Source organism: Alkalihalophilus marmarensis DSM 21297, from assembly GCF_000474275.2.
GTDB classification, from domain to species: domain Bacteria; phylum Bacillota; class Bacilli; order Bacillales; family Bacillaceae_D; genus Alkalihalophilus; species Alkalihalophilus marmarensis.
The window spans coordinates 57352-70131 of the sequence record NZ_ATAE01000009.1 but is presented as its reverse complement, the minus strand read 5'-3'; the positions used below and the strand labels follow the sequence as shown (position 1 = coordinate 70131).

Below are 12780 nucleotides of genomic sequence, written 5' to 3'. Positions count from 1 at the left end.
GTAAAGGATAGAGTTTTGACAGAAGAACTCAGACAAGATATTATGTAAATAGTAATTATTACGATTTACATATCAGGAGGCTAGTATGAATAAAATTATCCCAGTAACGGTCTTAAGCGGCTATCTTGGATCAGGAAAAACGACTCTATTAAACCATCTATTACAGAATAGAGATGGGCTGAAAATCGCTGTTATTGTCAACGACATGAGTGAAGTGAATATCGATGCAGAGTTAGTCAAACAGGGGGGCGAGTTATCTCGTACAGATGAAAAGCTAGTAGAAATGTCAAATGGCTGCATCTGCTGTACACTACGAGAAGATCTGTTAATCGAAGTAAAGAAACTGGCACTAACAGGAAATATTGATTATATTGTCATTGAATCTACAGGCATTAGTGAACCAGTACCAGTTGCTCAAACTTTTTCTTATATTGACGAAGAGCTTAATATTGACCTGACTGAATTTTGCCGGCTGGACACAATGGTTACTGTAGTGGATGCAAACCGATTCTGGCACGATTTTCGCTCTGGAGAAACACTTCTAGATCGAAAAGAATCTCTAGGGGAAGATGATATACGAGAAATTGCTGACCTGCTCATTGATCAGATAGAGTTCTGTGATGTACTCCTGCTAAATAAATGTGATTTGGTAGATGAGGATGAACTTGAGAAATTAGAGAAGGTTTTACGCACATTACAACCCGATGCAAAATTAATTAAAACCATGCAGGCCAAAGTCGACCCTAAGGAAGTACTTAATACAAAACTATTTAACTTTGAAAAAGCGAATCAATCTGCCGGATGGATTAAAGAGCTTACAGCTGGTCACAAAGCTCATACCCCTGAAACAGAGGAGTATAATATTTCATCCTTTGTCTATAGCAGGAGACTGCCTTTTCATTCAGTCCGACTATATAATATGATCCACAATTTGCCTGAAAATGTTGTAAGAGCTAAAGGAATCGCATGGTGCGCCTCAAGAAATAACCTTGCTATTCTTATGTCACAAGCAGGACCCGCTGTTCAATTTGAACCGGTGTCATATTGGGTAGCAAGCCTTCCTGAAGCAGAGAAAAAACAGATTATTAAAGAGAACCCTCACTTACTGAATGAGTGGGACCCTGAATTCGGAGATCGTCATACAAAGCTTGTTTTTATTGGTACAAATTTAGATAAAGATGAGATCACCCAAGAACTAGACAGGTGCCTGCTAACCGATAGCGAATTAATGTCAGACTGGGATGAGTTAGAAGATCCATTCGGATGGAAGCTTCAAAATGCATAAGAGAGTGGGGATATAATGATTTTATCAAGCAAAACAATCCAAACAAACATTGAGAATAATGAATTGGGCATTGACCCTTTTGAAAAAGAGCATATTCAGCCGGCTTCACTGGATTTGCGTCTTGGAACGCATTTTTTAACAATTGATGAATATAAAGAGAACACATTATCTTTAACAAAACCTGTATCGTATCGCGAAATAATTCCTGAGGATAACAAGCTCATTTTACCACCTAAGACCTTTTTACTTGCAACCACGCTCGAAACAATCCACCTGCCTAATACGTTAACAGCTTTTGTTGAAGGGAGGAGCTCAATAGGGAGACTTGGCTTGTTTATTCAGAATGCAGGGTGGGTAGACCCAGGGTTTAGCGGTCAAATCACATTGGAATTATACAATGCTAATCGATTGCCGATTGAACTCATACCCGGCAGAAGAATATGCCAGCTGGTATTTGCAGAAGTCACAGAGAAAGGCGTCCCATACAGAGGGAAATACCTCAACCAAAGAGGGGCAACATACAGCAAAATATTTGATGATAAGGATTAAAATGTAAATATTATACTATTTATATCAAAATAGTACCAATATATTTCAGTTAATCTGACTCATAGACAAGAATTACCAAAACCTCTACACTTTAAATCGTAATTATTACGATTTATAAAAGGTGAGGTGGAAAAGTCATTGGATAAATCTAAGTATGAATTTCTTTTGTCCTTAAAATCTTTGGATTTCCAAATTAAAGAATTAGGTAAAATGTCTGAGCAAGATACTTATTGTTACGAAATTCTGCGCAATAAGATTGATGAGCTCTCTATGTATGTGATCAACCCACGCAATCAAAAGCTATGGCAGAAATGGGGCGGAGATCAAGAAATCAGGGAACAAATAAAACTTATTAGAGAATCAGCTGTAAAAGCCATTTGCAATCTCGAGAAATATGAATCTAAGGAGGTGATTACTGGTGGTTATGAATCAAGCAGCTATTTTAGCAGTCTTAGTGAACAGCTTGAAGAAGAAATAGACACTTATTGCATGAACAACCAATCCTATATTCTTTTTATAGGGTCTGGTGCGCTCCCATTGTCAGCATTAACTATTGCTAAAAATACTGGAGCAAAAATGATGTGCATTGATATTGATGAGGAGACGATCCCACTAGCCAAACAAGCAACAGCTAAGCTAGGTCTCGCTGCACAGGCTTCATTTTCAAATAATAGAGTCTCACAGCTAATAGATGGTGATCAATTCACACACGTAATTATCGCTTCTTTAGTATATGATAAGGACCGGCTGATAAATGAATTGATACACTGCATACATCCAGAAGCACAAGTTATTGTAAGGTATGGCGACGGACTAAAGTCTTTATTTAATTATCCTTCAGATGAATTTGCTTCACCCTTATGGAAATTAGTTAAGCATGAGAATAAGGGATTCTTTTATGATACGGCACTCATTCAATGGACAAGTAAAGAAGTGGCAGGAGGTATTCGATGAATACACACGAGATAAAAAAAGTTCTATTGGCCGGAATGGGGCCAGCTGCTGCTCAGATCGCAGTGCTTCTAACGAACAGTGGAGTTGAACAGGTTGATGTAGTCAGCCGCACAAAACTAAAATCAAGAGAAATCACTGCCAAAATCACGAAAAGTGAGTTTCCAATGTTACAAGGAAAAGCTTCAATTTCAGAGCTAGATACTGAAATGACTCGATTAAACGACGATTGGGATACCATTATTTATTGCACCCCTAACAGTGCCTATGCAGATCTGACTAGAAAGCTGAATGAATGTGACTGCCCGCATTTAAAGCGAATCATTTTATTATCTCCTGGCATTGGCGACAATGCACTTGTTAAACGTTTATTACATAAAAAAGCAGACGTAATTAGCTTGTCTACTTATTTCGCAGCGACCAAATGGCAGGATTATGAAACGCTTACGACAATCACAAAAAATGTAAAGAATAAAATCTATTTAGGCTCAAGTGAAGGAAAAGTCAGTGACTCGATCTTAATGCTTAAAAAAATATTTACTCAAGTCGGTATTCATGCTGAAGTAACTGAGAATGCCTTAACTTCAGAAAGTAGAAGTATTACGACATACGTTCATCCGCCGTTCTTTATGAATTCATTCGCATTAAATGAGATATTTTTTGGGTCTGGCCCATATAAAAGTATGTACAAAGTATACCCAGAAGGACCTCTCACTCCTCAAGTCACAAGAGACATGGTACTGCTTTGGAAAGAGATAACGGAACTCTTAAGTACATTTGGAGTGAATCCGCTTGAATTAATACGTTTTTTAAATGATGACAACTATCCGGTTCCTGAATATCTTCTACCACGTGAGCTGATTGATGGCTTCATGACAATGAGTCAAAAAGAGCAGGAATATGCCCTTTTTGTACGATACACAGGCTTATTAATCGATCCATTTTCCTCACCAGATCAAAATGGACACTATTTTGATTTTTCACGTGTCCCGTTAAATAGAATTTTTAAACAAGGAGAGGACTGGATTATTCCTCGTATTCCTTTAGAAGATTACATGAAAGTCAAACGGCTTGTCATGCTAGGAGAAGCATTAGAAATGGAGATGCCGACAGCACAAAGACTAACGCAGACATTTGAAAAGTATGTCAGCCAGGCTAAGCTTAAGAACATATCTACAATAGACCTAGAGCACATGTATAACCAATTAATTCAAGAAACTGCCCTCATTTATCAGCAGCTTCATCAAAGAGGGATAGGAGTTTAACAATGAAAAACGGAATCATATTAGCTGTCCTATCTGCTTTCACATTCAGTATTATGAATGTACTTGTAAAAGCAGCGAGTGAAACAATACCTGTATCTGAAATAGTATTCTTTAGAAGTTTGATCGGAACAATACTTGTCCTATTTCTTATGTGGAAATATCAAGTTGCCTTTTCTAGAAAAGGCATCCCAATGCTATTTCTTCGAGGGGCGCTGGGTGCTGCTTATTTATTAGCTTATTTCTATACGATAGCCCATATTCCATTAGGAGATGCTAGCATTCTAGCTCATATGTCACCATTTTTTGCGCTTATTTTCTCGATCGTATTTTTAAAAGAGAGCGTAAATAAGCAGGTAATATTATGGATGCCTCTATTTCTTATTGGTGCGGTGTTCCTGCTAGACCCATTTAGCTTTGATAGTTATACTCTGTATGCTTTAGTAGGAGTGCTCAGCGCGATGCTCGCAGCAGCTGCGGCAACCAGTATTCGTTATTTAAGCAGAAGCCACCATAAATTTGAGATCGTTTTTTATTTTTTAGCAACTGGTACAGTCATCTCAATCCCTTTAATGTGGGGAGAATTTGTAATGCCATCACTGACTGGTTGGGTTTTTTTAATCGGGATTGGGGTCGTTTCATTAATTGGCCAATTTGTTCTTACAAGTGCCTTTACTCATGAAAATGTGATGGTCGTAGAAGTAGTGAGATATATAGGCATTTTCTTTAATGTGCTGTGGGGATTTCTATTCTGGGGAGAAGTCATATCCTTAGGCTCATTACTTGGAGGAGCATGCATCATTGCAGGGTCAATCGCTTTATCAAGAAGAAAAAAAGGAAAGAAGGTAGAGAAAGCAGCTTAAAATAATCATAATAGATATATACAAAAGTAAGGAATTGTTTTACAATGTAAATCGAAATGATTACGATTATATATGAGAAAGGGAGATTTATATGGGCATTAAACGTTTACATTCAATCTTGTTCCTGTCCTTCATTTTATTACTTTTATCTGCGTGCGGGGGAGAGGAGACATCCTCAAATGAAAGTGATGCGAGCACAGATACAAATTCAGAGGAACGAAAATCGTTAACAATGCTTTTTAGCTTTGCCTCTTCATCCATTGATCCTCATCAAGATTTCATGGGAGTTCGTGCAGGAATTGCAGAAACTCTAGTAAAAATTGATGAAAATTTAGAGGTCCAGCCGTGGCTTGCTGAAGAGTACGAACAGGTCGATGAGAAGACATGGAAATTCACGATTCGTGAGGGAGTTACGTTTCATGACGGCACACCTGTTGATGCAGACGCGGTGAAGGCTTCATTTGAACGTGCTGTAGAAGAAAACGCTGCTGTTGCTTCTGCACTTAAAATTGATTCGATCGAAGCGGATGGTATGGAAGTTACATTTACAAATGAAGAACCTTATCCAGCATTTGTTAGTGAGCTAGTACATACAAATGCATCGATTATTAAGACAGATGCTGATAACATCAGTGAACAACCAATTGCTACAGGTCCTTTTAAGGTGAAAAGCTTCATTTCAGAGAGTGAAATTAACCTTGAAAGATATGAAGAGTATTGGGATACACCAGCTAAGCTTAGTGAAGTAACAGTAAAATTCAATTCTGATGCCAATGTACGTGCATTAAGTCTTCAGTCGGGTGAAGCAGATATTGCCTACCATTTGCCTCCTGAAGCACTGGATCCGATTGAATCAAGCAATGAGCATCGGGTCGAATCCGTGCCTAGCTTACGAGTACATTTCTTGCTCTACAACCAAGCATCCGAATCGCTGCAAGATAACAGAGTCAGAAAAGCATTAGACCTTATTGTGAACCGAGATGTAATGGTAGAAGAAATTATGAACGAACATGCAACAGCTGCCAGCGGCCCCTTTACACCTGAATTTTCCTTTGCGGGAGATGACCTGCCTACTGAATATAATCCAGAACAAGCAGAAACTCTGTTAGAAGAGGCAGGATATACTAAAAATGATCAAGGAACTCTTGAAAAAGACGGAAAAGAACTTTCACTTACCATTGCAACGTATCAAGGAAGACCAGAGCTTCCTTTAATGGCACAGTACTTCCAGGCTGAAGCTGCTAATCTAGGGGTGAAGGTTGATATTGTAACGATTGAAGATATTGACAGCTATTTATTTGAAAAACAAGATGAATGGGACATTGCAACTTACAGCAATCTTACTGCACCACGAGGAGATGGGGGTTACTTCTTAAATGTAGCATACTTGCCGAATGGTGGACTAAACCCTGGGCAGATCAATATTGAAAAGCTAAACGAACTAACTCATCAGATTAATATAACGGCTGACACAGAAACTCGTAATGAATTGAAGAAACAAGCTGTTAGTGTAATTCATGAAGAAGTTCCTCACTCATTCCTCCTTCATCCTCATATTATTGTAGGAGTCAATGAACGTGTTAAGAACTGGAAGCCGGGTTCTGAAGAGTATTATTTAATTACAAACACGTTGGATGTTGAATAAACGTTTGCAGTGAAAGTGTGAAATAAGCACTTTCACTGTTTCTGTTTTTGTCGAGAGGAAGTGAAGATGTGACTTGGTGGAAACAAATAGGAAAAGTAGTAAGCTCAAGGCTGCTGCAATTTATCATTATGATTTTAGTGCTTTCTTTCGTTACGTTCCTTTTAATGAAGATCACTCCAGGAGATCCGATAAGGACCATTTTAAAAGTGGATGATGTGGGTGTCACGCTAGAAGAAGAGCAACAATTAAGAGAGGCTTATGGATTTAACCAACCTATTCTTGTTCAATACCGAGAATGGCTCTCAAATGCGATACGGGGTGATTTAGGCGATTCATTAATTACAAATCGCCCTGTCATGGATATGATCACCTCCAGACTCCCAGCAACAATTGGCCTTGCAGCAGGGGGAATAGTCATGTTATTTATAATCGCTTTACCTTTAGGGATGCTTGGTGCGGTCTATGAAAACAAATGGCCAGATAGGCTAAGCAGATTGATCGCTCTAGCCGGTGCATCCATGCCAAGCTTTTGGCTTGGGTTGCTGTTAATCCAGTTATTTTCTCTTCATATGGGGATTCTTCCCGTTATGGGTCGTGGAACATTTGCTCATTATATTTTACCTTCCATCACATTAGGTATTGCGATGGCACCCATGTATATTCGCCTGCTCAGAGAACGACTAATCCACACACTCAAAAGCCCCTATATTGAAGCTGCCGAAGCAAGAGGCGTTAGAAGAAGCAGCATCCTCATTGTTCATGTGTTAAGAGGGAGCCTTATTTCAATCGTCACATTGCTTGGTCTTAGTATTGGCAGTCTTTTAGGAGGAATTACTGTCGTCGAAGTGTTATTTTCCTGGCCAGGGATGGGTGAGTTAATTGTGCAAGCTGTCATGCAAAGAGATTATCCGGTCATTCAAGGCTATATTCTAGTCATAGGAATCTTAGTTGTCACAGCTAATTTAATTGTAGATATATTATATACCGTTTTACATCCACAAATTAGGTATGGAAAGGAGGGACTGTAATGGAGGCACTTCTGAACAGACCAAGGACATCAATCAAACGGAACTTAGGTCTTTTCATAGGAATTGGTTTAAGTTTAATCTTGCTAACGATAACCATATTAGGATCCTTCTTCGTCCCACATGATCCTTTCTCTATTGATATGACTAACCGGCTTCAATCCTCCTCCATGGTAAACTGGCTTGGAACAGACCAATTGGGACGGGATATCTTATCGAGAATGCTGTATGGTGCGAAAATTACTATTGGTTTAGGATTGGCTACGATTCTTATATCTCTCATTATTGGCGTACCTTTAGGCTTGATATCAGGATATGTTGGTGGTCGAATCGATCAATTTTTCATGAGAATTGTTGATGGAATTTTAATTTTCCCTGATTTTATTTTAGCGATCGCTTTAGCTGGTATACTCGGTCCTAGCTTAACTAATATCGTCATTGCTCTGATTTTAGTAAAATGGATTACATACACCCGTGTAGTAAGAGGGTTAGTTTTAGCAGAAAAAGAGAAGGATTTCATCACTGCTGCAAAGGCAGCAAATTCAGGAACATTTAAAATCATTCGAATGCACATTATCCCTCATATATCCTCTGACCTTGTATCCATGGCTGCTATTGATGTTGGTAAAGTCATTTTAATGATTTCAGCTTTATCCTATATCGGTATTGGAGCTCAACCACCTATTCCTGAATGGGGCGCCATGCTAAATGATGGACGTGCTTATTTTCAAGTACATCCTGCATTAATGGTATATCCAGGGCTTGCCATTATGTTTACCGTGTTATGTTTCAACTTATTAGGAGATGGAATCAATCAGTTTTCTAGGAGGGAGAAAGGATGAGCACAGCTTTACTTAAAATAGAAAACTTGGTCGTAGGTGTTTCAAATAAACAGACTTTATTGAATAAGATAAATGTATGTCTTAACAGAGGAGAAACAGTTGCCTTAATAGGAGAAAGCGGAAGCGGCAAAAGTTTAACTGCAAAATCAATCATGGGATTGCTTCCACAAGGACTTATTCAGAGGTCTGGAAAGATAACGTTTAAAGGAGAATCGATGTCCGAAATGACATTAAAAGAAAAGCGAGGCCTCCTAGGAAAAGAGATTGCCCTAATACACCAAGATTATCGCGGGAGCTTCACACCATACCTTAAAGTAGGCAGTCAAATAGTAGAAACCCTTAGAAGTCATGAGAAAATCAGTCGAAAAAGGGCAAAGGATCAGGTGCTTTTCGTTTTGGATCAGATGAATCTACCTGCTAAAAGAGTCTATCATAGTTACCCTTTTCAACTGAGCGGAGGTCAAATCCAACGAGCAGCCATTGCATGTATGATGTTGCTAAAACCCTCTTTACTAATATGTGATGAAGCTACTTCTGCCCTTGATATGATTAGCGGCGAAATTGTATTAGATTATCTAGAACGAGTTCAAAAACAAACAAACTGTGCTGTCCTTTATATAACACATGATCTGACGCAAGCCTACAAAAGAGCTGATTATATTTATATTATGAATGAAGGAACAGTTCTTGAAGAAGGGCCATCAAGTAAGATCAAAGAGTCACCACAGCACCATTATACGAAACAACTGAATTCAGCTATTTTGCCCCTTCCTCCAAATGAGACTGAGCACAACATAAGGAGTGTGGGGAATTTATGAGCTACGTAGAGATAGGGAATATTTCAAAGACCTATAATAAAAATGTCCATGCTCTAAAAGAAATATCCTTTACCATTCAAGAGGGGGAAAGTATTGGGATCCTTGGAGAAAGCGGAAGTGGTAAAAGTACATTAGCAAAAATCATCTCCGGCATAGAGCCAGCTACCAGCGGCACAATCACTTTAGCCAGTGAGAGTTTAAATCGAAAAAAGCGCAAATTAATATCGTCTTACCGCAAAAAAGTTCAAATGATTTTTCAAGATGCAACGAGTGCGCTTAATCCAAGACTGCGAGTAGAGCAGTCAATCATGGAGCCTTTAAGTAATTATCCTGATATCATTCCTTCTTATTCAGATGTTTCTTCTTTTTCGAAAAAAAGAAGAGAGCAGCAAATCGTAAGAGACCTCTTGAAAATGGTCGGGCTTAAAGAAGAAATGGCTCTGATGTATCCTGATCAGTTAAGCGGAGGACAGAAACAGCGAGTCGGCATTGCACGCGCTATCAGCTTAGAACCTTCTTTACTCGTTTGTGATGAACCGACAGCAAGCCTTGACGTCACGGTCCAAAAGCAGATTCTAGACTTGCTAAAAGCACTTCAAAATCAACACAATATGTCAATCTTATTTATTTCCCATGATGTTCGTGCTTTGTATTATTTATGCTCAAGAATGATCGTCTTAAAGAACGGGGAAATGGTTGACACCTTTAAACGGGATGAGCTTTATGATGAGGCACGCCATCCTTATACAAAATCACTAATTCAAGCTGCCCGTGTTTCATGAGCTGCCCTGTACTGCGCGGGGCAGTTTTTTCTTGTTAGTGCACGACGCAATTACCTGCCGAATGTATACAATTCCACCCGATACATACGCATATCCTCCTTGAACTGGCGCAATTACATTGAATCGACGCGATTCAGCCGGCAACCGGCGCAATAGCTCAAGTAATGCGCTCAATTATCATTCTTACTGACGCATAAACAAGAGGAAAAAATACAATTAAATCGGCCGCATAAAGCATGTGCTAGGTAACAAAAAAACTATTGTGCTGCGCTTGATTAAAGACTATACTTTTAACAAATATTGGTCTGATTTAATTGGTCTGATTTGAGGTGAACCTTTGACAAAACGTATCATAAAGAGACTTACTATTAGCATTTTAACGGCACTACTAATCCTCTTCTTTTTTCAGTTTCAAAATAATTCCATTACCACAACTGATATACATATAGACTCTGACAAGATCCCTGCCGAATTTCACGGGTATACAATCGTTCAATTATCCGATCTTCACAATAAATCATTTGGCAAAGGTCAGAGGCGCTTGCTTGATAAAGTCGATGAGTCCAAGCCTGACCTTATCGTATTTACAGGGGACTTAATCGACTCAAAAAACTATGATGAAGAAGCAAGTCTTTTACTGATGCAGGAATTAGTAAGGCGTGCACCTGTCTACTTTGTGACAGGAAATCACGAGTGGTGGGCAGGGACTTTTTCATCGCTTGAGGAGAAGCTTGGAGACCTTGGCGTAATAGTGATGAGAAACACGGCAGCTGAGATTACCCAGGGAACTCATTCAATTCAAATATTAGGAGTTGATGACCCGGCAATATCCCCACACGAAGAAAAAGAAGTCTTAACAAGAGGAATTGAGCAAGCATTATCAAATGCTCCTGATGAGAATGCTTTTACCATTCTCCTCTCACACAGACCGGAGTGGCTGACTTTTTATGCTGCTTACCCGATTGATTTAGTGTTTTCTGGCCACGCTCATGGCGGACAAGTAAGATTACCATTTATAGGAGGTCTAGTCGCACCAAATCAAGGGATGCTGCCAAATTATACAGATGGAACATACACGTTGAATGAAACCACGATGATCGTAAACAGAGGCCTTGGGAATAGTATTATTCCACTCAGACTATTTAATCGGCCTGAGATGATCGAAGTGAAGCTTAATTCAGTGAAAAACGAATAAAGCCTCAATAAAATTAATAAGTGATGGCTCAGCATTAAAGCAAACAGTACACTTTTAAAAATTTGATAGCTTTGAGGTGATTAAAATAGAGAAGCTACAGTTACAAAACAATATGGATTTCATCTCTTCGTTACATTTTATCAACGGCAATGTGACAGTAGATGGGACGTTGCTTTTAATTGAGAGTGATGTCCTTGAATTGGACTATTTTAAGAGACCAGTTACGAAAAACACTTGGATCATTCGTATCATTAAAGATGGATTAATGAAGACGGTAGAATTAAAGAATGTTCCCCTCATACCAACTGGAATCGATCTTTTTCAGGACGGATCCATTTTGCTTGTTCAATCACGCTGCGAAAATGCTGGGGACAGGGTTGAACGAAATGCAAGAAGATACAATATGAATGGACAGCTGATTGATGCCTTTATACTTGGTGACGGGATTAATACTGTGCAAATAGATGAGAATGATACGATTTGGGTTAGTTATTTTGATGAAGGGATTTTCGGCAATTTCGGCTGGGAGGATCCGATTGGGCACAGTGGTTTAGCATCCTTCTCTATTTCAGGTGAAAAGGTATGGGAAGCACAAGGGTATAATATGGCCGACTGCTGCGGTTTAAATGTGACTAATTCATCTAATGTTTTCTTTCATTATTATGATGATTTACATCTCGTTCATTTAACAAACGGACAAGAGGCTTTACGCTATCAAGTTAAAGGGTCGGATGGTTTTGATCAGTTTATGTTTGATGAATATGGTCTCATCGCAGAAACAGATCGGCAAATATTAACTCGTTATAAACTGAACAAGAAAACTTTCTCACCCAGCGATAAAATAAACATGATTGATAAAGAAGGCAAGCGAATTTATGGACCTATATTTATGAGAGGCAGGTTCCTATATGTATGGGGGAGTGAAACGATCTATTGGCGGTAAAAATGAATACAATTATTGATTAAAATATGGTAAACTAGACAAGAACAAACGTTCCTGATTTACATACTATGATAAAGAGGTGTCCACATGATTAAAGCATTAGCTCCGTACATTGTAACAAATGGGAATGGTCAAGAGGCAGTAGAATTTTACAAGCATGCGTTTGATGCTGAACTTATTGGTGTGCAGACATTTGGTGACATGCCCCCTAATCCAGAATATTCATTGCCTGAAGAAGCAAAGGATCGTGTCATGCATGCAGCCTTACAAGTAGGGGACACGAGATTAATGATATCTGATACGTTCCCAGGACAGCCTTACGAATTAGGATCACAAGTAACGATTGCGATGATTTTAACTGATGTTGAAAAATCAAAAGATGTGTTCAGCAAATTAAGTGATGGCGGTAATGTTACGATGGAGCTTCAGGAAACGTTTTGGAGTCCGTCATATGGACAAGTAACTGATAAATTCGGCGTGAGCTGGCAGATTACAACGGAAGTAGAATAACTGTAACGAAGCATGTTTAAGGAGGATTCTTCTTACGCATGCTTTTTTTATTCATGATCATTTCCTCATTGGGACAAAATAACCTTACTACTGTTTAACACGGGAGAGGT

At 38.9% G+C, this 12780-nt stretch carries 13 protein-coding genes; all 13 read left to right on the top strand.

The features are described from left to right. Positions 1–85: 85 nt before the first annotated feature. The 13 genes from A33I_RS05590 to A33I_RS05530 all read left to right on the top strand — a co-directional run bounded on the left by A33I_RS05590 (position 86) and on the right by A33I_RS05530 (position 12670). Entirely contained in the window at positions 86–1285 is a 1200-nt protein-coding gene (locus tag A33I_RS05590) for a GTP-binding protein (protein WP_022627489.1), read from the top strand. Between the two features lie 15 nt (positions 1286–1300). Further along, positions 1301–1834, top strand: coding sequence for a dCTP deaminase (dcd, locus tag A33I_RS05585; RefSeq protein ID WP_022627488.1), 534 nt, complete (start codon positions 1301–1303; stop codon positions 1832–1834). A 138-nt stretch (positions 1835–1972) separates the two neighbouring features. Beyond that, a complete protein-coding gene (locus A33I_RS05580; protein WP_022627487.1) occupies positions 1973–2788 on the top strand; it encodes a nicotianamine synthase family protein in 816 nt (271 codons plus the stop codon). After that, the gene (locus A33I_RS05575) at positions 2785–4050 is read left to right on the top strand and encodes an opine metallophore biosynthesis dehydrogenase (protein WP_022627486.1); all 1266 of its coding nucleotides are present in this window, start codon (positions 2785–2787) and stop codon (positions 4048–4050) included. The genes A33I_RS05580 and A33I_RS05575 overlap by 4 nt, the downstream gene beginning before the upstream one ends. Positions 4051–4052: 2 nt before the next feature. Beyond that, positions 4053–4910, top strand: a complete 858-nt coding sequence (locus A33I_RS05570) for a DMT family transporter (protein WP_022627485.1) — start codon at positions 4053–4055, stop codon at positions 4908–4910. Between the two features lie 91 nt (positions 4911–5001). Beyond that, positions 5002–6555, top strand: coding sequence for a nickel ABC transporter substrate-binding protein (nikA, locus tag A33I_RS05565; RefSeq protein WP_022627484.1), 1554 nt, complete (start codon positions 5002–5004; stop codon positions 6553–6555). 68 nt (positions 6556–6623) lie between these two features. Beyond that, the gene (gene nikB, locus A33I_RS05560) at positions 6624–7583 is read left to right on the top strand and encodes a nickel ABC transporter permease (protein WP_022627483.1); all 960 of its coding nucleotides are present in this window, start codon (positions 6624–6626) and stop codon (positions 7581–7583) included. Further along, a complete protein-coding gene (nikC, locus tag A33I_RS05555) occupies positions 7583–8422 on the top strand; it encodes a nickel transporter permease (protein WP_022627482.1) in 840 nt (279 codons plus the stop codon). The genes nikB and nikC overlap by 1 nt, the downstream gene beginning before the upstream one ends. Next, on the top strand, positions 8419–9240 hold the full coding sequence (locus A33I_RS05550; protein ID WP_022627481.1) for an ATP-binding cassette domain-containing protein: 822 nt from the start codon (positions 8419–8421) through the stop codon (positions 9238–9240). The genes nikC and A33I_RS05550 overlap by 4 nt, the downstream gene beginning before the upstream one ends. Further along, positions 9237–10022, top strand: coding sequence for an ABC transporter ATP-binding protein (locus tag A33I_RS05545; RefSeq protein ID WP_022627480.1), 786 nt, complete (start codon positions 9237–9239; stop codon positions 10020–10022). Before A33I_RS05550 ends, A33I_RS05545 begins: the two co-directional genes overlap by 4 nt. Before the next feature lie 337 nt (positions 10023–10359). Then, the gene (locus tag A33I_RS05540; RefSeq protein WP_022627479.1) at positions 10360–11217 is read left to right on the top strand and encodes a metallophosphoesterase; all 858 of its coding nucleotides are present in this window, start codon (positions 10360–10362) and stop codon (positions 11215–11217) included. Between the two features lie 76 nt (positions 11218–11293). Next, complete coding sequence (locus A33I_RS05535; protein WP_235806163.1) at positions 11294–12160, top strand: hypothetical protein; 867 nt, start codon at positions 11294–11296, stop codon at positions 12158–12160. 87 nt (positions 12161–12247) lie between these two features. Then, positions 12248–12670 carry a VOC family protein gene (locus tag A33I_RS05530; protein WP_022627477.1) on the top strand — a complete coding sequence of 141 codons (423 nt, stop codon included), beginning with the start codon at positions 12248–12250 and terminating at the stop codon, positions 12668–12670. Positions 12671–12780 lie beyond the last annotated feature (110 nt).

Coding starts and splice junctions, on each gene's coding strand:
- A33I_RS05590 (WP_022627489.1), top strand. CDS start 86: ATGAATAAAATTATCCCAGTAACGGTCTTAAGCGGCTATCTTGGATCA.
- dcd (WP_022627488.1), top strand. CDS start 1,301: ATGATTTTATCAAGCAAAACAATCCAAACAAACATTGAGAATAATGAA.
- A33I_RS05575 (WP_022627486.1), top strand. CDS start 2,785: ATGAATACACACGAGATAAAAAAAGTTCTATTGGCCGGAATGGGGCCA.
- A33I_RS05570 (WP_022627485.1), top strand. CDS start 4,053: ATGAAAAACGGAATCATATTAGCTGTCCTATCTGCTTTCACATTCAGT.
- nikA (WP_022627484.1), top strand. CDS start 5,002: ATGGGCATTAAACGTTTACATTCAATCTTGTTCCTGTCCTTCATTTTA.
- nikC (WP_022627482.1), top strand. CDS start 7,583: ATGGAGGCACTTCTGAACAGACCAAGGACATCAATCAAACGGAACTTA.
- A33I_RS05550 (WP_022627481.1), top strand. CDS start 8,419: ATGAGCACAGCTTTACTTAAAATAGAAAACTTGGTCGTAGGTGTTTCA.
- A33I_RS05545 (WP_022627480.1), top strand. CDS start 9,237: ATGAGCTACGTAGAGATAGGGAATATTTCAAAGACCTATAATAAAAAT.
- A33I_RS05530 (WP_022627477.1), top strand. CDS start 12,248: ATGATTAAAGCATTAGCTCCGTACATTGTAACAAATGGGAATGGTCAA.